This window comes from uncultured Mediterranea sp., assembly GCF_902493215.1.
Taxonomy (GTDB): Bacteria; Bacteroidota; Bacteroidia; order Bacteroidales; family Bacteroidaceae; genus Bacteroides.
The window spans coordinates 63090-87185 of record NZ_CABUOL010000013.1 but is presented as its reverse complement, the minus strand read 5'-3'; the positions used below and the strand labels follow the sequence as shown (position 1 = coordinate 87185).

The window sequence follows — 24096 nt, the reverse complement described above, 5'->3', positions numbered from 1 at the left end:
ACTATATTTCAATAATTTCAAAGAACTATTTATCCACTTTTACGGGACAGTAGTGACCTCAAAATATAATTCTTTAACTGCTATATTATAAGTTGGATTACCAATAGCAATAACTTCATCATCCTTATTCAATAAAAAAGTACGTAAACGTTCATTTTTCGGAAAATTATTAATCTTATCAAATTCGTTTCGCATATCAATACAAATAGGATATATAAAATCTTCATAATAAAGCAAATTCTCTACATCTTCCTTCTTCTTAGGATACACATACAACAATAATGATACTGTACGTCCAGAATGCGAATTCTCAATTTCATGCATAAGACCTTCCCAACGAGAAAGTTCCAACTTACAACTCAGGCATCCAGCCGTATCAACATATGAAACTATTTTATAATCAGATTTTGGTATGCCATAATCACTTTTTTCATTCCCCTTCATAGTAAAAACGGAATGAACAGGAAAACATATTTTTCTCCCCATCCACTCATTCACAGTTGTTGCAGTATTTGTTACAGACACTTCAATACACGAATGAAAAGGTAAGAAAAACAGCACAAGTAATATGTACCACATTATTTTCCTCATTGTCAATTTAATCAAAGCTTACAATTAGATAATTTAACTATTGCAAAAAACAAAATTATTCTTTACAAAGCAACTTTAGTCCCTTAAAATAACATTATTTAAACATTAATACACTAATAGCATTCTATATAACCCGTTGGCGGAATTAAACGATGTATAGTAAAGAGTTGCACATGTTTCGGATCATTAGCGACTTATGGCATCAGCCTTTTAAATTGCATAATCTTGTTATGTGTAACCTCTATACAAAATCCGTAAAGTTCTTGAAGATATGCAGGCAATTCCCCAAAGATGGGGTTGCTGAGCAGGGAAATATCCTTCGTCCCGGTTCTGTACCTCGTTTCCCCGATGCAGAAGTTATAGCCATTTCCAAGAAGAATACAAATGAATTATTCTTACAAAGCAGAAATGTCTGTACCCTCCGGCCTTTTCCTTCCCGAAAAACAGGTTTCAACCCCAAGAGGCTTATGTTTGAAACATAAGGGTCGAATGTTTGAAACATTCCCCCTCTATGTTTGAAACATTCCCTAAGGATCGGTTTGAAGGCATGAAAGGCGAAGTTGGGCATACATGAAGAAATAAGGAGGATTTTTATTTACAAAGACCAAGTATGCCATCTTATATAGAGACAAGTGATGCCAACCTCGGAACGAAAAACGGCAAAGTTAAATATAATCTAATTCCGCCAACGGGTTCTATATAATAACATCATCTATGGTAACCATCCCATCCTGCAAAACAAAAAATGCTTCACCAATGATGCTCATTCTTTTTACAGTTTAATCAAACTATATACACTTTCATACACACAAATGCAACTTTTCCGCCCTCATTATTTGCTAGGTTCTCAAATTAAACCTATTTTTGCAAACTGTATTCTACTTTATTATAATAAGAATGTACTAACATACTACATTAAATAATGGGCAGACTGAAAAGACTAAAGAAAATACGCATACACCGTGAAGGAACCAATACGCTGATAGGAAGCCTGATACTGATATTGGCGGTCAACTTCGCCTTATATTTCGGGGTGGAATGCAAGATTCCGTTTTATATTGTAGGTACAATCAGCCTGGTGGTGTACGGCATTCTGGTCAACTTCTTCCGTTGCCCCATCCGCCTTTTCGGTCAGGATACCGAGAAAGTTGTGGTAGCCCCCGCCGACGGCAAGATAGTGGTCATCGAGGAAGTGGAGGAGAATGAATACTTCCACGACCGCCGCCTCATGATTTCCATCTTCATGAGCCTGGTCAACGTGCACGCCAACTGGTATCCCGTAGACGGAACCATCAAGAAGGTAGGCCATCAGAACGGTAAGTTCATGAAGGCGTGGCTGCCCAAGGCCAGCACGGACAATGAACGCTCAATGGTTGTCATCGAAACGCCCGAAGGTGTGGAAGTAATGGCACGACAGATAGCCGGAGCCATGGCACGACGCATCGTCACCTATGCCGAGCCGGGCGAAGAATGCTACATCGACGAGCACATGGGCTTCATCAAGTTCGGTTCGCGTGTAGACGTGTACCTGCCGCTGGGCACGGAAGTTCTTGTTAAAATGGGACAAATGACTACCGGTAACCAAACCATCATTGCCAAACTAAAATAACACGAATATGGCCAACTGCATCACCCGACATATCCCCAACGTACTGACCTGCCTGAACCTGTTTTCGGGTTGCATCGCCGGCGTGATGGCCTTCGAAAGCCGCTACGAACTGGCGCTGTTGTTTATCATCATCAGTGCCGTGTTCGACTTTTTCGACGGGCTGGCAGCCCGCGCGCTAGGCGCACATTCCACCATCGGCAAGGATTTGGATTCGCTGGCCGACGACGTCAGTTTCGGCGTGGCACCGTCGCTCATCGTCTTCTCCCTGTTCAAGGAGATGCCCTACCCCGCCTATATGGAAGGCATGGCGACTTGGCTTCCTTACTCGGCTTTCCTTATTTCTGTATTTTCGGCCCTGCGCCTGGCTAAGTTCAACAACGACACACGCCAGACGACTTCCTTCATCGGCCTGCCTGTACCTGCCAACGCGTTGTTCTGGGGTTCACTCGTGGCCGGTTACCATTCCCTGCTGGTCAGCGGTGATGTTCATCCGCTTTGTCTGCTGGCTGTAGTCTGTCTGTTCTCGTGGCTGCTGGTGTCGGAGATTCCGATGTTCTCGCTGAAGTTCAAGAACCTGTCGTGGAAGGACAACAAGGTGAGCTTCATCTTCCTGTTGTTCTGTATCCTCTTCCTGGTTACCTTGCAAGTGCGCGGTTTTGCCACCTGTATTGTCTGGTACATCCTGCTGTCATGGTTTACAGACCGAAAGAAATAAACTTTTCGTTTGGCACGATTGTTGTAGGAGAGTTATCAGAAACAACTTAAATACTCGATACACATGTTACATTTCTTAGGATTCCTGTTCATACTCATCATAGCGATACTGATTATCGGAGTCAGCATCATCTTCAGCATTGCGCGTGGCCTCTTCGGCATCGGACGAAAAAAAACGTCTTCACGTAACTTCCAGGGTGGCTATACGTTCTACGGAGACAACCGGCAGTCGTCGCGCACCTCGACGACCGACACAAACGACGGCATCCGTCCCGAAGAGGGCGAGATACGCATCAGGCACAAGGAGCGTATCTTCTCCAAGGATGACGGAGAATATGTGGATTACGAGGAAATAAAGGAATAAACTCAACGCCGTTTCCGCAGAAAGAACTCTTTCATCAGGCTGGCACACTCGTCGGCCATCACGCCTTTCACGACTTCTGTTTTGGGATGGAGAGCCTGCGGTGCATAGCGCTGGTAACCCCGTTTCTCATCGTCGGCACCGAAGACCAGACGCCCCGTCTGCGCCCAAGCAATGGCACCGGCACACATCACACAAGGTTCCACCGTTACATAAAGCGTACATTCGTTCAGATACTTGCCGCCGAGAGCCGACGCCGCGGCCGTAATGGCCTGCATCTCGGCATGAGCCGTCACGTCTGTCAGGGTTTCGGTCAGATTGTGGGCACGGGCAATGATGCGGTCCTTGCATACCACGACTGCACCGACGGGCACTTCGTCGCGCTCGGCAGCTTTCCGTGCCTCGGCCAAAGCCTGCTTCATGTAATATTGGTCGTCCATATTGCTCAGGAATTAAAGAAGTTAGGGAAGTTAAAGCCGATACTTTGCTTACCAAAGATTAGCGCCTCATGTCGTGTTCTCCAAAGAGGGTCGGATAGTCTTCCTCCATATTCTTGTGGATGAACATGAGAATAGTTTCCCTGAACCAGCGCGATTTGTTGGTTATCTTGTACTTCTCCAGATAACGGTCCACAATCCGCAGTTCCTCCTCGCTCATCAGGCACACGATGCGCTGTTCGCGTTTGGGCTCGTCGGGTGTTGCTTTCGCACACGTTTTGTCTCTCTTTCTCATATTTCCTGCAAAATTAGTGTTCCTGCCGTAAATTCAAAGCAGAAAAAGCGTAAATTTGTCTCCCAAGAAGAAAAAAGACGGTAATATGGCAGCACACAACAGACTGGGAAAGGAAGGCGAGGATGCCGTAGCAGCCTATCTGGAGCGGAAAGGCTACACGATACTTCACCGCAACTGGCGCAAGAACCGCCTGGAGCTGGACATTGTAGCCACGCACGACGGCGAGCTGGTGGTGGTCGAAGTGAAGACCCGTACCAACACCGACTACAAGGAGCCTCAGGAGGCCGTGGACTGGCGGAAGGTGCGCCACATCGTCGTGGCGGCCGATGCCTACATCAAGCATTTCGGCATCGACCTGCCCGTCCGCTTCGACATCGTCACGGCCGTTGGCGACCAGCCTCCGTTCCTGATCGAACATCTGGAAAATGCTTTCTATCCCCCGCAATTCTAATTCAACAGATAACGAACGATGAATGTAGAAACCATACGAGAATATTGCTTGACGAAAAAGGCTGTAACGGAATGTCTGCCTTTTGACGAGACCTCCCTTGTGATGAAGGTGATGGGCAAGATGTTCATCCTCATCGACCTGGAATCGGCCAACTACATTGCCCTGAAGTGTGACCCGGACTATGCAATCGAACTGCGCGACCATTACAACGCCGTGGAGCCTGCCTGGCACTTCAACAAGAAATACTGGAACCAAGTGTTTCTGGACCGCGATGCCGACGATACCCTCATCCGCCACCTCATTGACCACTCCTACGACGAAGTGCTGAAGAAGTTTACCCGTAAAATGCGTACCGAATATGATGAACTGCCCTGAACAACCCTCCTACCCAATCATCGGGCTGGAAGAAACAGACTCGACCAACCGCTACCTGAGCGACCTGTGCGACAACGCCCCGTCCGCCCCCACTGAATATACTACCGTCACCGCCCGCTTCCAGACATCAGGCAAGGGCCAGCGCGGCAACTCGTGGGAATCTGAAGCCGGGCAGAACCTCCTGTTCAGCACCGTGCTCTATCCCCGTTTCGTCGAGGCACGCCGCCAGTTTGTTCTGTCGCAGATTGTCTCGCTGGCCGTCAAGGAAGAGCTGGACACCTACACGGAAGGCATCTCCATCAAATGGCCCAACGACATCTACTGGCACGAGAAAAAGATTTGCGGCATGCTCATCGAGAATGTGCTGGAGGGCAACCGCATCGGCCGCTGCATCCCCGGCATCGGCATTAACCTGAATCAGACCGTCTTCCGCAGCCCCGCGCCCAACCCCGTTTCGCTGAAGCTGATTACGGGCCGCGACTACGATGTGCCGACCGTCCTCAACGGCTTCCTGCGCCGCCTGCACACCTATTACGAAGCTCTGCGCCGTGATGAGGACGGACGCTTTGCCGCCTCCATCGCCCGCCGATACGCCGACGCCCTCTTCCGCCGTGAGGGCCTGCATCTCTACGAAGATGCCGACGGACGCTTCCTGGCCCGCCTGGCCGACGTGGAGCCGGACGGACGCTTCGTCCTGCAAGACGAAGCGGGACGCTTGCGCCGATACCTGTTCAAAGAGGTTCAATACGTTCTCTAAAAAGCCTTTAATCCCGTTTCTATACGTGTCCTGCGGCTTGAAACTACCAGTTTCGTTCGCACACTAACTATTGAAACTAAAGGTTTCGTTCGCACATCAACTATTGAAACTACTAGTTTCACAATCGTCCCGTCGCATGAAACTAGTAGTTTCATTGAAAGAAACCACTGGTTTCATTCAATGAAACCGATGGTTTCAAAGCATGAAACCATTTTGAAACTCGCAGGGGAGTGAACAGATGCGGGGAAGAAACAAAAAAGATTTCCCCCTGACCGCCTCGGTAAGTCAGGAGGAAATCCTTCCGCACAAACCCTTCGGCCCGCGGCCGGAGACTTTATTCTTCGGAGGTCAATCCTTCATATTGTTCAATGACCACCTGCACATGATAGGCATGCTCCAACGCCGGATAACGTTCCCGATAGAGAGAAGTGCGGTCCGCAATCACACAACGGAAGTGAGGAGCCGAATTGAAATCACGCGTATCAGGCGAAACGCCGCCATTGGACTCGCTCAGAAACAGTTCGTCCGAACGGTTGCCCGACGACAGACGGACGGGCGTGAAGCGTTCGAAGAAAAATTTGCGTGCAAAACCATCGGCCGTCCGCACATTGAGCTCCAGAGGATCTTCGAGTCCGATGGGCTCCGCCGAAGCATCGAAGGCATAGTGCGAAGAACCGATAACCAGCTGCCCCGCATTCATTACTTCGTTCTGATAGACAAACGTATAACCCTTGACGACGGCAGGCCCCGAAGAAGCACTCAGCATCTCCTGCTCCAACGCGCTCTTCTCTTCATCGGTCAGCCCTGCGCCCTGCAACATCACGCGGTTATCTATCACGCCATAGAGATAATAGGGGTAACCCACTGTAACCGACAAAAGATAATTCCATCCGTAACCGTCACGGATAAGGACTTCCGCCTTTCCGGCCTTCAGCGGACGGATAAAGAGCTTACTGCCTTCGCAACGGGCCTGCACAACCTCGTCGTTGCTAACCTCCAAACGGAAATTCCCGTCACCACCCTGTATGAGATACACACGGTCGGCCGTTTCAAAAGCCCTCAAAGAGATACGAGGGTTTTCGTTATCGAAAACTTCATTCGGGTTTTCATACGCCAGTTGGATACGTGGAACACTGTCGTCTTTATCGGAACAGGCACCTAGCCCGAGCGACAGCAATGCCAGGCAGAGCAAGGCAAAAGGAATCAGTTTTTTCATGCCGAGATATTTTTTCGCAAAAGAAAGGATTTGTGGCGAAAGGATGAAATATTTTCCGAAGATTCATCAGGTATTTAACTTTCATTGCCAACTCAACCATTCAAAGCATTCACCTTTCACCACCTTTTGATAAGATAGGATGCGGCTCGGCAGAAACAAATTGAAAACGTGGTTTTCATTTGTTTCTGCGCTCGCCTTTCACTACCTTTGCAACCAACCAAACATTGCATCCCGATGACAGACGAAACCCATACGCTACACATCAAGAACATGGTATGCCACCGCTGCATACTGGCCGTCGACAACGCCCTGCGCACGCTGGGCCTGCATCCGCTGTCTGTGGAGCTGGGTATCGCCGTCACCGCCGAAGAGCTGACACCCGACCTCCGTCTGCGGGTAAAGGAAGCGTTGGAAGCCTTGGAATTCGAACTGATAGACGACCGCCGGATGCAGACGGTGCAACAGATGAAGGACCTCATCGTCAGCCTAGTGCACCAGCCCACGGACGCTCCCCTCCAGACCAACCTGTCCGACTACTTGGCCCACGCCCTCGGCAAAGACTACGGCACACTGAGCAAGCTGTTCTCCGAAACCACGGGTACCACCGTCGAGAAATATGTCATCGCCCAGAAAATAGAGAGGGCCAAAGAGTTGCTGACCTATGGCGAACTGACACTGAACGAGATAGCCGACCGCCTGAGCTACTCGAGTACCGCTTACCTGAGCGCGCAGTTCAAGAGCGTGACAGGCCTCACTCCCACGCAATTCAGGCAGCAGAAGGAGAAACGCCGCAGGCCGCTGGACGAAATCTGAAATAAAGTCACGACACAATCTTATAACTTATTCCCAGAATTCCATAACAACCGACCGGAAAGTCCGCCGTACCTTTGCAGACGTAAACATCAAAACCAACCGTCAGCAATGGAAAACGAACATACCTTCCAACAGAACTTCGACGTACAGGGTATGAGCTGTGCTGCCTGCTCCGCCCGTGTGGAAAAGACCCTGAACCGGCAGCCAGGCGTCGTCCAGGCGGCCGTCAATCTGGCCACGGCAACGGCTACGGTAACCTATGATCCGTCCGTCTGCAACGCCGCCGCCCTGCAACAGGCCGTAGAGGCCGTGGGGTTCGGCCTGACTCCCAAACAAGAAACACCCGCCCCCTCGGAGGCAGAAGACAAGGAAGCGGAGCAACTCCGCCAGTACCGCACGCTGAAGCGGCGTACCGCGTGGGCCATCGCCCTCGCCCTGCCCGTGGCCGTCATCGGCATGGCGTTCATAGACTTGCCCTATGCCAACTACGTGATGTGGTTGCTCGCTACGCCCGTAGTCTTCGGCCTGGGCCGCGGATTCTACGCCAACGCCTGGCGCCTGCTGAAGCACCGCGCAGCCAACATGGACACGCTGGTGGCCGTCAGCACCGGCATAGCCTACTTGTTCAGCGTATTCAACCTCTTCTTCCCCGACTTCTGGCGGTCGCGGGGCATCGAACCGCATGTCTATTTCGAAGCCTCGGCCGTCATCATCGCCTTCATCCTGCTGGGCCGCCTGCTCGAGGCACGCGCCAAGAGCCGGACAGCCGATGCCATCAAGAAGCTGATGGGGCTGCAACCGCAGACGGTAACGCTGGTAAATGAAGAATTAAGAATGAAAAATGAAGAATCAGGTTGCGCTGCACCTGACAGTCCGCAAGGAAATTCTTCATTCTTCATTCCTCATTCTTCATTAAAAGAATCTTATCCATTGGAGAAGGTCACCGTCGGCAATCTGCTTCTGGTGAAGCCCGGCGAACGCGTGCCCGTGGACGGCACGGTGGTAAGCGGCGAGTCGTACGTAGACGAAAGCATGCTGAGCGGTGAACCGCTGGCCGTGGGCAAGCGCGCAGGCGACCGTGTACTGGCAGGTACCATCAACCAGAAGGGCAGCTTCGTCTTCCGCGCCGAGCAGGTGGGACACGACACACTGCTGGCCCACATCATCCGTGCCGTACAAGATGCTCAGGGCAGCAAGGCCCCCGTGCAGAAGCTGGCGGACCGTATTGCAGGTATCTTCGTCCCCACCATCATGGCCATTGCCCTGCTAAGCTTCCTCGGCTGGGTACTGTTGGCCCCGACCGACGGCTTCACCCACGGTTTGCTGGCACTGGTGACGGTGCTCATCATCGCCTGCCCCTGCGCTCTGGGATTGGCCACACCGACAGCCATCATGGTGGGCATCGGCAAGGGAGCCGAACGGGGCATCCTCATCAAGGACGCCGAAAGCCTGGAGCGTGCACGGCGGGTAGGCACCATCGTGCTGGACAAGACGGGTACCGTGACCGAAGGCCGTCCGCAAGTGACCACACTCCTCTGGAAACACGAAGACGACCGCCACGCAGCCGCCTTCCATGCGCTGGAGAAGCGTTCCGAACATCCGCTGGCCGAAGCCCTCACGCACTACCTGGAAAACAATTTTCCCCAGTTGGAGAAAAATATTTCTTCAATCGGGGAATTTGAAAGCCTGACGGGACGGGGTATATGCGGCCGCGTCGACGGCACACGCTACTACATCGGAAACCGTCGCCTGCTGGACGAACAAGAGATTGCCGTCGCCCCGCAACTGGCGCAGGAAGCCGACCGTCTGGAGGCCGAAGCACAAACCGTCGTCTGGCTGGCTGATGAGCACGAAGCTTTGGCCGTCGTCGCCATCGCCGACCGCGTGAAGCCCACCTCTGCCCAAGCCATCCGCCGCCTGCAACGCCAGGGCATCGACGTCCACCTGCTGACGGGCGACAACGAAGCTACCGCCGGCGCCATCGCTGCACAGACAGGCATCCGACACTACCAGGCCAACGTACTGCCACAAGAAAAGGCAGCCTACATCAGCCGCCTTCAACAAGAGGGGAAAACCGTCGCAATGGTGGGCGATGGCATCAACGACAGCGCCGCCCTGGCACAGGCCGACCTGAGCATCGCCATGGGTACGGGCAGCGACATCGCCATGGACGTGGCTGGCATCACCTTGTTGAAGGGCGACCTCGGCAAGCTCTCTGAAGCCCTACGCCTCTCCCACCTCACCGTGCGCACCATCCGGCAGAATCTGTTCTGGGCATTCATTTACAATATAATAGGAGTTCCTGTCGCCGCCGGTGTGCTCTACCCCGTCTGCGGCTTCCTGCTCAACCCCATGATAGCCGGGGCGGCCATGGCGTTCAGCAGCGTCAGCGTGGTGACAAACAGCCTGCGGTTGAAACGATGCCGGCTGTAAAAAGAAATCAACTGTTGAGCCAAACCTTCAGCGCCGCCACCCGTTCGCGGCTCACCTGAACGCTGCCGTCGAAGGGAGGCGTGACGTGCACCACCATCTTGCCGTTGAAGTAAGGCTCGATGTCGCGGATACAATCGGCCGAAAGGATGAACTGACGGCTGACACGAAAGAAGCGGCGCGGGTCGAGCTGTTCTTCCAGCTTCGTGAGCGGCAGGTCGATGATGTGTGTACGGCGGTCGGCCGTCACGGCAAAGGTCACTTTCTCTTCCGAATAGAAATAGCACACGTCGTCCACAGCCAAGGTATAGAGGCTCCGTGCACCGTTGACGAGGAAACGCTTTCGATAAGGACAGGCGTTGCGGTCGGCCAGTATCCGAAGCAGCTCCTGCATGTCCATCCGCTCATTCTGTTCACGAATGCGGGGAACGGTCAGGCGCTCGAACTTCTCAAGCGAATCGGCCAGGCGCTCACGACGGACAGGCTTCAGCAGATAATCGATGCTGTTGACGGTAAAGGCACGGACGGCATATTCGTCGTAGGCAGTAGTAAAGACAATCATGCTTTCGGGGCGGGCCTGCTCGATGAAGTAGAACGAGAGGCCGTCGGTCAGCTGAATGTCGAGAAAAAGGATGTCGGGATGCGGATGGGTGGCAAACCATTGTACGGCTTCCTCTACCGTACCCGGCAGGAGCAGAATATCCCACTGGGGACGCAATTCGGCCAGCATCCCCTGCAACAGGCGGGCGGCAGGAAACTCGTCTTCGATGATGGCGGCCCGTATCTTCTTTCCGCTCCAGGCGTCTGTCTGAACATCATTCATACAACAACGGAACTTTTACAGTAAAACAATCTTCTCCCTTCTGCACACAAATCTCCTTGCCGCAAAGCAGGCGATAGCGTTGCGTCAGGTTGTCCAGCCCATGCCCGCCCGAAACGGCTCCCAGCTTGGGACGCAAAGGATTGGACACACGCAGCCAAGGGCCTCCTTCCTCGTCCGACACGACCTCCACTTCCACCGTCATCGGTCGCGAAGGGCTGATGACGTTGTGCTTCACGATGTTCTCCACCAGCACCTGCAGGGTGAGCGGAGGCAGTTGCGCATCCTCGCGCACAGCCTCATCCACCTGCCAATCTACCGTCAGGCAATCGCCCAGGCGTACCCGATGAAGCTCCACGTAGGTATCGACAAACTCCATCTCCTCGCGCAAGCCCACCAGCCGCTTGTCCTGACAGGCCAGGATGTAACGGTAGACGTCGGAAAGGTTGCGCGTAAAGCTGACGGCTCCTTGCGGATTGTATTCAATCTCGGCCACCAGCGTATTGAGGCTGTTGAACAGAAAGTGCGGATTGAGCTGGGTCTGCAAGGCCATGTAGCGGGCCTGCAAGGCTGTTTCTTCCAGCTGGCGCGTGCGACGGTAGGCGACAAGCAGGTCTTTGTAGAAGCGGTTGCTGACCGACTGGCTGACAATGACCAGCTCCGTCAGCCACGTGATGAGCAGCAGACGCGTCCCCTTATAAACCAGCTGGAAAGGATGCGGCATATCAAGCAAGAGCTTTACAGATACCAGCAACAAGTAATTGAGCAGGAAAAGGAAAGCGCCCGACAAGACAAAGAATAGTACCATCTGCCGACGGCTGCCGAGGAACGTCGGATAGCTGCGCCGAAGCCTCAACTGAATGTAGCGCATGCCCAGCCCCACGCCGTTGAACAGCAGCATCACGGCCACGAAGGCTTCGGGCGTGAGCAGGCGGTCCTGATAGCGCAAGGGGATATCGGCAAAGCGCACCAGGAAGAAATAAGAGAAACATCCCAGCCCCGAATAGAGCAGGATGTCCCAAAGGTATTGTCGGCTGTTCGGTTGCATAACAGTAAAAATCAGCTATATTCCTAAATCCTTTTCCTTTATCGGATGCAAGGCGATGGCTTGTCATCGGCAAAGCAGTGCTTTCGCCTCCGTAAAACGATGTTTTAAAGACGACAAAGCAATGCTTTACGCTGTACTTCCACAAAGATACAGAATTTATCATTCGCCGCAAGCCCTCTGCAAGGCACTTTTTGCCACGCAGGCATTCAGCTTCGAACGGATATGGTTCTGGCGGGCTTCCAGATGGAAAAGCTGCGCATTGATGACCTCGACAATCGAGATGCTTCCCTCGCGATATTTGTCCATGGCCAGCTCCTCGCTCTCGGCCGCCTTGCGCAACGAACTTTCGGTAAGCCGCACCTGCTCCACGGCCTGTGCATAGTTGCACTGAGCCGTCTCCACTTCCAGCCGCAGGCCGTCGCCCACCTGTATACGCCGTTCGCGGGCAATATCTACCTGATAGCGCCCCATGTTCTTCGTACGGCGGCGTTTGCCCCACTCGAAGATGGGTACACTGAGCTTGGCATAGATGGCATAATTGGGATCGAGGTCGGCACGGAAGTCATAGCCGGGCGACGAATAGCTGCCGTCCACGCCGATGGAAAGCGTAGGCAGATAGCGGGCGTTGGCCTGGCGGGCGGCCGACTGCTGTACGCGTACATTGCCTTCGGCCATTCCCATCTCAGGGCGGCGCATCAGCAGGTCGTCCACCTCATCGGTCAAGGGCTGGACGACGGTGAGGGGCACCACCAGCGTATCGGTGGCAATGTGCTGGTCGGAAGGGATGCCGGCCAGCGCATTGAGCGACAGGCGGGCCACTTCGGCATCGTTGCGGGCGCGCTGCACCTGATAGTCGGCATCGTTGAGCCGCACTTCGGCCATGAGCAGGTCGTTGCGGTCGGTATATTCCGCCTCCACCCGCTGGCGGACGACTTCCACCAGCCGACCCACCGACTGGCGGTAACCGTCGGCCACGCTGACCAGTTCGCACTGGGCCACGTGGTTCCAATAACGGACATCGGCTTCGTGGCGAAGGTCATTCGTCACACGTCTGATTTCCTGACGGGCCATTTCGTCCTCGGCCTGCGCCTTGTCGTAGCCCGCCCGAAGCGCACCGCCCGCATAAAGCGGTTGCGCCAGGCTGACCGAAGCGCCGTATTTCGTATTGCGTCCCTCGAAGGTGTAAACGTCATCCGTGCCAGGCAAAGCAATGTCCTTACGCAACGGATGGCCCGTATAGTTGAAGTTGGCTCCACCCGAGAGCTTGGGGAGGAAGTCGGCCCGTGCCGATTGTCTTGCTTCCCCGCTCGCGCCTGCCGCATATTCGGCAGCACGCAGGTCGGGGCTATAGGCCTCTACCTGTGCGCGATAGGCGTCGAGCAGCGGGTTATCCTGTGCCCGTCCCGACGCGGCCGTCAGGAATGCAGAGGCCGTCATAATGAGATATAGTTGTTTCATGTCTTTTCGTTTTTATTTCATTGAATGGACAGTGTTCACACTCTCTTTGCCGCTTCGGGATAGAACACGGCGTAGAGGGCAGGAGTTACGAAGAGCGTCAGCAGCGTAGCAAACGACAGGCCAAAGACAATCGTAGCCGCCATGCCGCCGAACACAACGTCGAACAGCAGGGGAATGCTGCCGAAGATGGTCGTAATGGCTGCCATCAGTACAGGCCTCGTACGCGAAACGGTAGCCTCAACGATGGCCTCACCGGGCGCGACACCTGCCCGCCGCTGGAGGTTCACCTCGTCGAGCAGCACGATGACGTTCTTGATGATCATGCCCAGCAGGCCCAGCCATCCGGCTATGCAGAAGAAGCCGAACTGGAAACCTGTGACCAGCATCCCCACGACCACACCGATGACCGACAGAGGCAGGATGAGGAAGATAATGGAAGGCTGGCGGAAATTGCCGAACAAGGCTACCAGTATGAGCACCAAGAAGACGATGGCCAGCGGGAAATACTTGGTAAGCGCCTCCATAGCCTCTTTCTGGTCCTTATACTGCGAGTCCCAGAAGAAACTGTATCCGGCGGGAAGCCCGATGCGCTCTATCTCGTCACGGATTTCACTATGTACCTCCTTCATGGTATGACCGGGCTGTACGTCGCATTGTGCTGCCATAGACAGACGCCGGTTATAGGTCTTCACCAACGGCCATTCCCAGCCGATCCCGATGCTGTCGGTCACCTGAGCCAAGGGGGCGGAGTTGCGTCCGTTCCACACGGGCAGGTCTTCGAGCGCGGCCTGCGACAGCTGCCCGCCGCCCACCGTACGCAACAGCACAGGCACCTGCTTGTCGCCGTCGCGGTAGATGCCTACCGGCGTACCGTCGTTGGTACTCTTCACGGCCGTCATCAGATCGGCTTTGCCCAGGTTCAGGCGGCCGGCTTTCACGGGGTCGTAGGCGGCACGCACCAGCATGGCCTTGTTGCCCCACTCGTTACGGGCGTTCATCACCTTCGGATTGCGGCGCATGATGTCGATGGCGATACTCGTCAGCGAATCGAGCACACGGGGATCGTCACCGCAAAAGCGGGCTTCGATGAGCGCCTGCGGAATGCTGTTCAGCTCGAAGCGGTTGACGCGGATCAGGGCATCGGAGAAAGTCTGCGACAGCTCGTCTTGCAGTCCCACCTGCATGCTGCGCGCCACAGACGGGCTTATGGCCTCGACCAGACACTGTGCGTAGTTGCTCTGAGGTCCGTAGGCTGCATTGGCCAGGTAGTAGCGTGGGGGTGTCTGGCCGACAAAGGTCGACACGTGGCGGACGCCCTCATGCTGCATCAGCTTCTCGGCCAGGGCTTCGGCCTGACGCGAGGTCTCCTCCACGCGGGTACCCTCGGGCAGCCAGACGTCGACGGAGAAGTATTGCTTGTCGAGCAACGGCATGAACTGCTGCGGAATGCAGCGGAAGCCCAACGCGCTGGCGGCCAGCAGCACCACCATCGAGGCCAGTACGAACCAGCGGCGGCGGATGGTCCAGCGCAGGGCACGGCGGAAGCGGTCGTACATGCGGCCCTGGAAGAGTTCGCCCTTCAACTCGTCGGGGCGCGGACGACGGACGAATTCCTGCACGAAGAAGACGTTTTGCGAAACGGCCAGCACCCAGCTCAGAAGGAGCGATACGGCAATGACGATGAAGAGCGACGACAACAGCTCACCCGTAATGTGGGGCGACAGATAGACGGGCAGGAAGGTGAGCACGGCAATGAGCGTAGCGCCCAGCAGCGGCATGGCCGTCGTGCTTACGGCGGCAAGGATGGCCGTACGCTTGCGCATGCCGCGCTGCATGTTGACCAGCGTAGCGTCGTAGACCACGATGGCGTTGTCCACCAGCATGCCCATGGCAATGATGATGGCCGCCAGCGACATGCGTTGCAGGGCGATGCCCGTGCCATACATATAGATGAGGGTGCCGAAAATGGAAAAGACCAGTCCGCTGCCAATCAGTATTCCGTTCTTCATGCCGATAAAGAACAGCAGCACGGCGATGACGGTCACGACGGAGATGAGCAGGTTGAGCACAAAGCCGTCGTTGGCAACGGACGACTCATGCCCCTGGTCGTAGACGGTGCGGAGACGGTAGCCCTCGGGCATCGTCTGCTCCAGCTGCGAGAGGCGGGCGGCTACGCGTTCGGCCATGTCGACTACGTTGCCGTCGGCCACCGTCGATATGGCAATGCCGATGGTAGGGAGGCCGTCCATCTCCATGCGGCTGCGGGCCGGACGGACATAGCTCTCGCTGACGGCGGCCAGCTCGCCCAGCCGGAAATAGGAGCCGTCGCGCGAGGTGACGGTCAGGTTCTCGAGTTCCTGGAGCGTCGTGAAGCTTCCTGCCGCATCGATGCGCAGGCGGTTATGGGCCGTCTCGACGGCGCCGGCGTCTACGATGCGGTTCTGGCGGTCGAAGGTGGCGGCGATGTCGGCCATCGTCAGCCCGCTGGCAGCGAGCAGTGAAGGGTCTGCCTCTACCTCGATGGTGCGGTTCTGCACGCCATAGAGCTCGACGCGGGCCACATCGGGCACGGCCAGCAATTCGTTCTTGAGGCGTTCGGCCTGCTCCTCGAGCTCGCGGTAGGTGTGAACGGCGCTGCTCAGGCCATAAAACACGCCGAGCACGTCGCCGAAGTCATCGTTGACCACCGACGTGCCGGCGCCGGCCGGAAGGCGGCCTTGCGCGTCGCCCACCTTGCGCCGGAGCTTGTCCCACAGCTGCTGCATGGCGTCGGCACGGATTTCCTTCTTGACGTAGACGGTTATCTTGGAGAGGCCGGCACGGTTCTCGGTCTTGAGGTAATAGAGTTCGCCCAGCGACTGGATGGCCTCCTCGAGCACGTCCGTCACCTGCTGCTGCACTTCGAGAGGCGATGCGCCCGGATAAGTAGTGGTCACCACGGCCTGCTTGATGGTGAACGGGGCGTCTTCGAGCTTGCCCATGCCCTCGTAGGCCACGACGCCGCCCAGCAGAATCAGCGCCAGCAGCAGCCAGCTCAGGGCGCGGTTTTTCAGAAAGAACTTGGCGAGCGTCTTCATGGGCGGCCTCCTTCCGTGGCAGTGGGGTCTTCGGCCTGTACCGTCTGCCCTTCGCTGAGGAAGGCAAGACGCGTCAGGGCGATGGTCTGTCCGGCGGCGAGGCCTGCGGTGACCTCTACCCTGCTGCCCGCGAGCAGACGGCCCAGTGTGACGGCGCGGCGGGATACGTGTCCGTCATCGGATACCGCCCAAACGTACGGGCCGAGGCGGTCGTCCTGACAGACAGCCGCCTGGGGGATGGCCAGGGAAGAGACAGAAGTAGAAGTTGATGGTAAGGACACCGAGAGAGTCCCGGCCATTCCCCCAAGCAGACTGCGGTCTGTATTGTCGACAAGCGCGGTGAGGCGGAAAGACAGATTGTTGCCGGCGGCGGACTGGGTGAGATACGTGGCCGACGGCGTGAAGACACGGCCCGGCAGACGGTCGAAGCGGATGCGTACGAGCGAGTCCGGTACGCCGGCGCGCAGGGCCACGGCCATGTCTTCGGGCACGTAGACTTCGGCCTTCACCTGCGAAAGGTCGATGAAGGTCACCACCGCCTGCTGCGGGCGCACCGTCTGATGGCGCTCGATGTAGGTCTGCTGTCGTAGCCGTCGAAGGGAGCCAGCAGACGCGTGTCGGCCAGCTCGTTCGCGGCCATGTCGAAATCGGCCCGAGCCACCTGCACGGCTGGCCGGGCGCTGACGGCCTGCTCCTGCTTGCCGCACGCGACGAGCAGGGCAGACAGACACACAACTGAAAAAACGTTTCCTACTAAGTTTTGCTTCATATCTCTTTACACTTCGGTTGATAACTATCGGCCGCAAAGGTAGCGCCCGGGACGGTACGCGGCCGGAAAAAGCCGCCGAACCGTCGGAAAACGCCCCCGAAGCGGCAGCCGGCGGCACCGAAACGCGACAGACACGCCGCAGCCGTCCGGCACAGAACGCGCAGAAAAAGCGGCGCATATCCTTGCCGCTCCGGATGGCTTTCACTATCTTTGCCGCAAACCCCAAACAAGAACGATTATGACAACGTACAAGAGAATTTTACTGAAGCTCAGCGGTGAGAGCCTCATGGGCGAAAAGCAGTATGGTATAGACGAAAAGCGTCTGGCCGAATACGCGGCGCAAATCAAGGAGATACACGCCACGGGCGTACAGATAGGCATCGTTATCGGAGGCGGAAACATCTTCCGTGGCCTGAGCGGCGCCTCCAAGGGCTTCGACCGCGTGAAAGGTGACCAGATGGGCATGCTGGCCACGGTCATCAACAGCCTGGCACTGAGCTCGGCCCTGACGGCCGCAGGCGTAAAGGCACGTGTGCTGACGGCCGTCCGCATGGAGCCCATAGGCGAGTTCTACAACAAATGGCGCGCCATCGAGTGCATGGAGGCAGGCGAGGTGGTCATCATGTCGGCGGGTACGGGAAACCCCTTCTTCACCACCGACACCGGCTCGTCGCTGCGCGGCATCGAGATCGAGGCGGACGTGATGCTGAAAGGCACCCGCGTGGACGGCATCTACACGGCCGACCCGGAAAAGGACCCGACGGCGGTGAAATTCCACGACATCACGTACGACGAGGTACTGCGCCGCGGTCTCAAGGTGATGGACCTCACGGCCACCTGCATGTGCAAGGAGAACAACCTGCCCATCATCGTGTTCGACATGGACACCGTGGGCAACCTCAAGAAGGTTATCGACGGCGAGGAAATAGGCACGCTGGTGCACAACTGACCGCCGCAGCGCAGCCGTCCGCGCGCAGGCATCCATCTGCAAACAGACATCAAACGAAAAATCATCATGAAGAACCTCGGAAACAAACTCAAAGCCTGCCTGTGGCTGCTGCTCTGCACCGCAGCCGTGCAGGCACAACCGGCCCGCCCCGCCGACGGCGGAGCGCCGGAAAAGACAGCCTGGTACAACCCCGCGGCCGACAGCCTGCTGCCCATACAGGGACGCTGCTGGAACCGGGAAACCGGACCGGTGTACCAGCGCCTGCCCCAGCGCGCGGCCCGGCTCGTGAGGCAGCCCGTGTGGAACCTCTCGCGCCAGACGGCGGGACTCTACATCCAGTTCCGCACCAACGCGCCGCGTATCGAAGTGAAATACACCGTGACGGGCGGACACGCCATGCCGCACATGCCCGCAACGGGCGTGAGTGGCGTCGACCTCTACATGACGGACTGCGACGGACGGACACACTGGTGCGCCGCGAAGTACCAGTTTGGCGACACCATACGCTATACGTACCGTGACCTGACGTACCGCAACACGCACGCCAAGGGCAACGAGTTCACGCTCTACCTCCCCCTGTACAACGGCGTCAAGACCCTCGAGATAGGCGTACCGGACGGCAGCCCGCTGCTGTTCCAGCGCCCGTCCGCCGAGAAACCCGTCATCGTCTACGGCACCTCCATTGCGCAGGGAGCCTGCGCGTCGCGCCCGGGCATGGCCTGGACCAACATCTTGCAGCGGAAGCTGGACAGGCCCGTGGTGAACCTCGGCTTCTCGGGCAACGGGCAGCTGGACGAGGCGATGTTCCAGCTGCTGGCCGAGACGGACGCGGCGCTGTACGTCATCGACTGCATGCCGAACATGACCGACGAGCGGGCCGACCTCATCCGTCCGCGCCTCGAAAAGGGCCTGCGCCTGCTGCGGAGCCGTACCGGCGCGCCCATCCTGCTGGTGGAGCACGACGGATACATGGGCTACACCGCCTCGGCCAGCCGTGAGGAGCAGTTCCGCCGCACGAACCGCGAGCTGCGCCGCGCCTACGACAGCCTGAACGCCGAGCTGGGCGGCCTGCACTACCTCGGCTTCGAGGAGCTGGGCCTCAGTATGGACAGCCAGGTGGACGGCGTACACGCCACGGACCTCGGCATGGCGCAGTATGCCGAAGCCTATTATAATAAGGTGTCGCAGATACTGTACGGCGGCGAACCCGCCATGCACTTCACCCCCTGCCGCCAGCACCGCGACGCCGACACCTACCGGTGGAACGAGCGCCACGAGCAGGTGCTGCGCCACGTGGCCGCCTGCCCGCCGCAGATCGTCCTGCTGGGAAACTCCATCACCCACTTCTGGGGCGGCGAACCCTACGAGAAGCGTCGGGTGGCACCCGACGTGTGGGACAAGCTCTTCCGCGGACGCCGCGCCGCCAACCTCGGCTTCGGGTGGGACCGCATCGAGAACGCCTTGTGGCGCATCCGCCACGGCGAGCTGGACGGATACCGTGCGGAGAAGGTCTTCCTCCTGCTGGGCACGAACAACCTCACGCTGAACAGTGACGACGAAATCGTGCTCGGGCTGCAGGAGACCGTGGCCGCCGTTGCCGCCAAGCAGCCTGACGCCCGCATCTACGTCGTCCGCATCCTGCCCCGCCGCGGCTACGAAGAGCGCCTCGCCCACCTGAACGACCGCATCGCCGACGCGCTGCAGGCGAGCCCGCGCACGGAGGTCATCGACCCCGGACGCGTACTCCTCAGCCGCGACGGCCGCATCGACGAGGGCCTCTTCAGCGACGGCCTCCACCCCAACCACGAGGGCTATCGGCGGCTGGCCCGCGAGCTGGAGCCATACGTGCGCTGACGCCGCCCCGCACGCCCCACGACCGGAACCGAGCCGGCAGGTAAAAAAAAATCGCCTGCCGGCTTGCTTTTTTCAAAAGGAATCGTTACCTTAGCAGCGTCGGACTAAAACGGCCTCAGAATTGCTTCTGAAGGGGGGCTAAAATGCGTAAGTACGCAGTTAAAAATGCGTAACTACGCAGTTTGAAACGCGTAACTACGCATTTTCAACCGCGTAACTACGTATTTTCAACGCCCAAGCACCGCAGGTGGGACGGAGCCGTTGCCTGACAAAAAAGATGAATTTATTAACCCGATAATACCATAGAACATTATGTCCGTAAAGTACAAACTCAGCCAAAAGCGCAATCCGGCCAAGCCGGATGACCCCGCTAAGTGGTATGCTATCCCAAATATCGTAAACAGGCTGACAACGAAATCTGTGTGCAAAGTCGTAACCCGCGGCTCGAGCACGCACCCCACGGAAGCCGAGTCAACCTTCAACCTCGTGTGCGACAGCGTCCCCCACGAACTGCAGCAGGGCAACAGCGTCCAGCTGGGCTCGCTGGGCTGGATCCGCCTCTCGTTCAGTAGCGAGGGAGTGACGGACATCAACCAGTTCGACGCCACGTCGATGATACGCAACGTCAAAGTCGTCTTCACGCCCAGCAAGGAACTGATGACGGCCATCCGGCAAGGCATCGAATTCGAAAACACAGGCGTCGTCGAGTCCGGCTTCACCTTTGCCTCGACCAAAGCCTACCTGGAGTACAAGAAGACCGGCAAACTGCCCGTCGAAGGCGGCACCGGCGGCGGAGGCACAGGCGGTACGGGCGAAGGCGGACAGGACGAAAGTCCCCTTTGAGGCGCCACCGGCAGGTGGTAACGGAGAAGTTGGTTAGACAATAAGTAAAGAACGTAGTATATGTATTAAATGGTAGTTGGGCAATAGAGATTGCCCATGGAGATAATTATATTAGTCAAAGGTTAACAAGAATAATGTTGCATACGACGGTTGTGAAACCTCCAGTATGCGGCCGACACAACTCCGTTGCCGCCTGCCGATGGCACCCTGAGGCAGCTACTAAAACCAGCAGTCATTTAGGCAAATACATCCGGGCAAAGGGGGAATCTCCCCCACGTTTTTTCATTATTGTTAAGTTGCGCGGCCGCCCGGACCTCGCATCATTTCTTATGGCGCGTCCCCATAGAGTTGGGGGCGCGCCATTATGTTGACACAAATTAACGGTAAGGCAGGACAGCATGCGGAATTAATCCATAAATTTGTCGCCGTATTCTAAAAACTAAAACTATACTTGACATGAAAAAATGGAATTATTTCTTGGGCCTGGGCCTCACAGTGGGCGCCCTGACCCTGACAGCTTGCAGTGACGACGACGAACCGAAGACTCCCGAAGTACCCGACCTGGGCATCAAAGCTCCCGTAACATCCATGGCCAACAGCGACGGTGTCAGCACCTTCCGCTACAACGACAGCGGCGCGATGACCGACGGCACCGACATGTACGCCGGCAAGTTCAGTATCAACTACGCACCGTTCACGGTGAAGGCCAGCGACGAGGGAGAGGGATGGAAAGACGCATTCGAGATGAACAACATCGTGACCGACGGCAACGGCTTCATCACCTCGGCCAACCTCACCTATAAGGGCGAAGAAACCTACAACGGAACCACCGAAAGCTGGACCGATACCGGTACGCTCACCTGCCAGTACAACGCCGAAGGCCAGCTCACGAAGCTCGTCAGCAGCGTAACGGAGGACGGCGACATGGACGAGGACACCTACGAGCTGACGTGGCAGGACGGCAACATCGTCTCCATACACAACGTCTACCGCTACAAGGAGGACGGCGAGGACTGGACAGATGACCTCGACCAGACCGTAACCTTCGGCTACGGAGCAGACGCCGTCGAAAATAGCGGCATCTACATGCCCCAGATGGCCGACCTCGATATGGACTTCCTCTTCTACGCCGGCCGCTTCGGCAAGACGTGCAAGCAGGTTCCCACCTCGATGACCAGCCGGGAGGAAGGCTCCGGTGAGTACACCGTCAACATCAGCGTCGACAAGGACGAAGACGGACGCATCACCGCCCTCAAGGCCAACGGTCAGGTCTACTACGTCTACGCATACGACGGCGAAACGGCCACCTTCCCCACCGAATACGGCTACAGCGCAGCCGCCGGGAAGCAACTGCGCCGCCTGCACCGCTAAGCATCGCCGCCCGGGCGGCATAAAAGACATATCGCAACAATCCGGAGGGCGCACCTGCACGGCAGGCGCGCCCTCTTTCGCATGCACACGTAGCAAATAGGCGCCCCGCCCCTTTGCGCTTTCAGAAAAAAAACTTATTTTTGCGCACAGTGAAATTACCCAAAAACAACAGACCCATATGAAAGACGTAAAAGACATCCTGAACGAAGCACAGGAGAAAATGGACATGGCCATCATGTACCTTGAGGAAACGCTGGCCCACATACGTGCCGGCAAGGCCGACGTACGCTTGCTGGACGGCATCCGTGTAGACTCGTACGGAAGCATGGTGCCTATCAACAACGTAGCCGCCGTGACCACTCCGGACGCGCGCAGCATCGCCATCAAGCCGTGGGACAAGTCCATGTTCCGCATCATCGAGAAGGCCATCATCGACTCCGACCTCGGCATCATGCCCGAGAACAACGGTGAAATCATCCGCATCGGCATCCCGCCCCTCACCGAAGAGCGCCGCAAGCAGCTGGCCAAGCAGTGCAAGGGCGAAGGCGAAACGGCCAAGGTGAGCGTGCGCAACGCCCGACGCGACGCTATCGACCAGCTGAAGAAAGCCGTCAAGGAAGGCCTGGCGGAAGACGCCCAGAAGGGCGGCGAAGAGAAACTGCAGAAGGTGCACGACAAGTACATCAAGCAGATTGACGACATGCTTGCCGCAAAGGACAAGGAAATCATGACCGTATAACACTGGACAATGGAGAATGGAAAATGGATAATGGCGCAAACGGATAACATCCAGCTTTCAATTATCCATTCTCCATTATCCATTCTCAACTTCTCAACTCTCCACTCTCAACTCTCAACTTAATGAAGGGTCTCGTCATCAAGAACACAGGCAGCTGGTACCTCGTCCGCACCGAAGACGGACGCAGTGTCGAGTGCAAAATCAAAGGCAACTTCCGCCTGAAGGGTATTCGCAGCACCAACCCCGTGGCGGTGGGCGACTACGTACACATCCTGCTCAATCAGGAAGGCACCGCCTTCATCAGCGAAATCGAAGACCGGCGCAACTACATCATCCGCCGTGCCTCGAACCTCTCGAAGCAGTCGCACATCATCGCGGCCAACCTCGACCAGTGCATGCTCATCGTAACCGTCAACTACCCCGAAACGTCGACCACGTTCATCGACCGCTTCCTCGCCACGGCCGAAGCCTATCGCATCCCCGTCAAGCTCATCTTCAACAAGACAGACGCCTACGATGCCGACGACCTCCATTACCTGGACAGCCTCGTCCACCTCTATACCACTATCGGCTATCCCTGCTTCAAGGTCTCGGCCAAGCAGGGAGGCGCGGGCATCGACCTCCTCAAGGCCGAGCTGAGCGGACGCGTCACCCTTCTGTCCGGCCACTCGGGCGTGGGCAAGTCCACCCTCATCAACGCCATCCTGCCCGACGCCGCAGCCCGCACGGGCGAGATATCCGCCGCCCACAACAAAGGCATGCACACCACCACCTTCTCCGAGATGTTCCCCCTCGAAGGCGGAGGCTACCTCATCGACACGCCGGGCATCAAAGGCTTCGGTACCTTCGACATGGAAGAGGAAGAGATAGGCCATTACTTCCCCGAAATCTTCCGTACCTCGGCCGACTGCCGCTACGGCAACTGCACGCACCGTCACGAGCCCGGTTGCGCCGTGCGCCGTGCCGTCGAGGAACACTACATCAGCGAGTCGCGCTACCAGTCCTACCTCAGCATGCTCGACGACAAGGAGGAAGGAAAATACCGTACGGGCTACTGACCCTGCCTTTGCACCGCCACCCGGGAAAGGAAGAAGCGGCGCCTCCTCTGTTAATAAAGCA

General features: G+C 56.6%; 24 protein-coding genes. 14 read left to right on the top strand and 10 right to left on the bottom strand.

All coding sequences use genetic code 11. The annotated features are described in order from the left end of the window. Positions 1-39: 39 nt before the first annotated feature. Positions 40-579, bottom strand: a complete 540-nt coding sequence (locus tag RDO88_RS09310) for a hypothetical protein (RefSeq protein WP_307759102.1) — start codon at positions 577-579, stop codon at positions 40-42. A 934-nt stretch (positions 580-1513) separates the two neighbouring features. Here RDO88_RS09310 and RDO88_RS09305 point away from each other — a divergent pair. The 3 genes from RDO88_RS09305 (at position 1514) to RDO88_RS09295 (ending at position 3278) form a co-directional block, all read left to right on the top strand. After that, on the top strand, positions 1514-2200 hold the full coding sequence (locus tag RDO88_RS09305) for a phosphatidylserine decarboxylase family protein (RefSeq protein WP_307759101.1): 687 nt from the start codon (positions 1514-1516) through the stop codon (positions 2198-2200). Positions 2201-2207: 7 nt separating this feature from the next. Beyond that, on the top strand, positions 2208-2915 hold the full coding sequence (gene pssA / locus RDO88_RS09300) for a CDP-diacylglycerol--serine O-phosphatidyltransferase (protein WP_307759100.1): 708 nt from the start codon (positions 2208-2210) through the stop codon (positions 2913-2915). A 63-nt stretch (positions 2916-2978) separates the two neighbouring features. After that, positions 2979-3278 carry a DUF4834 family protein gene (locus RDO88_RS09295; RefSeq protein ID WP_307759099.1) on the top strand — a complete coding sequence of 100 codons (300 nt, stop codon included), beginning with the start codon at positions 2979-2981 and terminating at the stop codon, positions 3276-3278. 2 nt (positions 3279-3280) lie between these two features. On the opposite strand, the gene RDO88_RS09290 is transcribed toward RDO88_RS09295, so the two are convergent. Continuing rightward, on the bottom strand, positions 3281-3715 hold the full coding sequence (locus RDO88_RS09290; protein WP_307759098.1) for a deaminase: 435 nt from the start codon (positions 3713-3715) through the stop codon (positions 3281-3283). A 58-nt stretch (positions 3716-3773) separates the two neighbouring features. Continuing rightward, the gene (locus tag RDO88_RS09285) at positions 3774-4007 is read right to left on the bottom strand and encodes a hypothetical protein (RefSeq protein ID WP_021847781.1); all 234 of its coding nucleotides are present in this window, start codon (positions 4005-4007) and stop codon (positions 3774-3776) included. Positions 4008-4092: 85 nt separating this feature from the next. On the opposite strand from RDO88_RS09285, the gene RDO88_RS09280 reads away from it, so the two are divergent. From RDO88_RS09280 to RDO88_RS09270, 3 genes are read left to right on the top strand one after another with little or no spacing between them, the layout of a single operon-like run. After that, complete coding sequence (locus RDO88_RS09280; protein WP_307759097.1) at positions 4093-4458, top strand: YraN family protein; 366 nt, start codon at positions 4093-4095, stop codon at positions 4456-4458. A gap of 18 nt (positions 4459-4476) precedes the next feature. Continuing rightward, complete coding sequence (locus RDO88_RS09275) at positions 4477-4833, top strand: MmcQ/YjbR family DNA-binding protein (RefSeq protein ID WP_307759096.1); 357 nt, start codon at positions 4477-4479, stop codon at positions 4831-4833. Continuing rightward, positions 4817-5590, top strand: a complete 774-nt coding sequence (locus RDO88_RS09270) for a biotin--[acetyl-CoA-carboxylase] ligase (protein WP_307759095.1) — start codon at positions 4817-4819, stop codon at positions 5588-5590. The genes RDO88_RS09275 and RDO88_RS09270 overlap by 17 nt, the downstream gene beginning before the upstream one ends. 334 nt (positions 5591-5924) lie before the next feature. Here the strand turns inward: RDO88_RS09270 and RDO88_RS09265 are convergent, their stop codons facing one another. Next, complete coding sequence (locus RDO88_RS09265) at positions 5925-6806, bottom strand: hypothetical protein (RefSeq protein WP_307759094.1); 882 nt, start codon at positions 6804-6806, stop codon at positions 5925-5927. Between the two features lie 234 nt (positions 6807-7040). Here RDO88_RS09265 and RDO88_RS09260 point away from each other — a divergent pair, with 234 nt between their 5' ends. Next, positions 7041-7619, top strand: a complete 579-nt coding sequence (locus RDO88_RS09260) for a helix-turn-helix domain-containing protein (RefSeq protein ID WP_307759093.1) — start codon at positions 7041-7043, stop codon at positions 7617-7619. 108 nt (positions 7620-7727) lie between these two features. After that, on the top strand, positions 7728-10052 hold the full coding sequence (locus RDO88_RS09255) for a copper-translocating P-type ATPase (protein WP_307759092.1): 2325 nt from the start codon (positions 7728-7730) through the stop codon (positions 10050-10052). A gap of 7 nt (positions 10053-10059) precedes the next feature. Here the strand turns inward: RDO88_RS09255 and RDO88_RS09250 are convergent, their stop codons facing one another. From RDO88_RS09250 to RDO88_RS09225, 6 genes are all read right to left on the bottom strand, one after another. Further along, positions 10060-10872, bottom strand: a complete 813-nt coding sequence (locus RDO88_RS09250) for a LytTR family transcriptional regulator DNA-binding domain-containing protein (protein ID WP_307759091.1) — start codon at positions 10870-10872, stop codon at positions 10060-10062. Further along, positions 10865-11917 (bottom strand): histidine kinase, encoded by a 1053-nt coding sequence (locus RDO88_RS09245; RefSeq protein ID WP_307759090.1) that lies wholly within the window; start codon positions 11915-11917, stop codon positions 10865-10867. The genes RDO88_RS09250 and RDO88_RS09245 overlap by 8 nt, the downstream gene beginning before the upstream one ends. A 159-nt stretch (positions 11918-12076) precedes the next feature. Continuing rightward, a complete protein-coding gene (locus tag RDO88_RS09240; protein WP_307759089.1) occupies positions 12077-13375 on the bottom strand; it encodes a TolC family protein in 1299 nt (432 codons plus the stop codon). A 35-nt stretch (positions 13376-13410) separates the two neighbouring features. After that, positions 13411-16452 (bottom strand): efflux RND transporter permease subunit, encoded by a 3042-nt coding sequence (locus RDO88_RS09235; RefSeq protein ID WP_307759088.1) that lies wholly within the window; start codon positions 16450-16452, stop codon positions 13411-13413. Beyond that, positions 16449-17006 (bottom strand): efflux RND transporter periplasmic adaptor subunit, encoded by a 558-nt coding sequence (locus RDO88_RS09230; RefSeq protein WP_307759087.1) that lies wholly within the window; start codon positions 17004-17006, stop codon positions 16449-16451. Before RDO88_RS09230 ends, RDO88_RS09235 begins: the two co-directional genes overlap by 4 nt. Next, a complete protein-coding gene (locus RDO88_RS09225) occupies positions 16982-17221 on the bottom strand; it encodes a hypothetical protein (protein ID WP_307759086.1) in 240 nt (79 codons plus the stop codon). Before RDO88_RS09225 ends, RDO88_RS09230 begins: the two co-directional genes overlap by 25 nt. 238 nt (positions 17222-17459) lie before the next feature. Here RDO88_RS09225 and pyrH point away from each other — a divergent pair, with 238 nt between their 5' ends. From pyrH to rsgA, 6 genes are all read left to right on the top strand, one after another. After that, complete coding sequence (gene pyrH, locus RDO88_RS09220) at positions 17460-18170, top strand: UMP kinase (protein ID WP_307759085.1); 711 nt, start codon at positions 17460-17462, stop codon at positions 18168-18170. Between the two features lie 66 nt (positions 18171-18236). Further along, positions 18237-20024: an SGNH/GDSL hydrolase family protein gene (locus RDO88_RS09215; RefSeq protein ID WP_307759084.1), complete on the top strand. Its 1788-nt coding sequence runs from the start codon at positions 18237-18239 to the stop codon at positions 20022-20024. A 312-nt stretch (positions 20025-20336) separates the two neighbouring features. After that, on the top strand, positions 20337-20867 hold the full coding sequence (locus RDO88_RS09210; protein WP_307759083.1) for a DNA-binding protein: 531 nt from the start codon (positions 20337-20339) through the stop codon (positions 20865-20867). A gap of 456 nt (positions 20868-21323) precedes the next feature. Next, complete coding sequence (locus RDO88_RS09205) at positions 21324-22238, top strand: DUF4595 domain-containing protein (RefSeq protein WP_307759082.1); 915 nt, start codon at positions 21324-21326, stop codon at positions 22236-22238. A gap of 178 nt (positions 22239-22416) precedes the next feature. Further along, entirely contained in the window at positions 22417-22977 is a 561-nt protein-coding gene (gene frr, locus RDO88_RS09200) for a ribosome recycling factor (protein ID WP_307759081.1), read from the top strand. Positions 22978-23099: 122 nt separating this feature from the next. Continuing rightward, complete coding sequence (gene rsgA, locus RDO88_RS09195; RefSeq protein WP_307759080.1) at positions 23100-24035, top strand: ribosome small subunit-dependent GTPase A; 936 nt, start codon at positions 23100-23102, stop codon at positions 24033-24035. Positions 24036-24096: the final 61 nt, after the last annotated feature.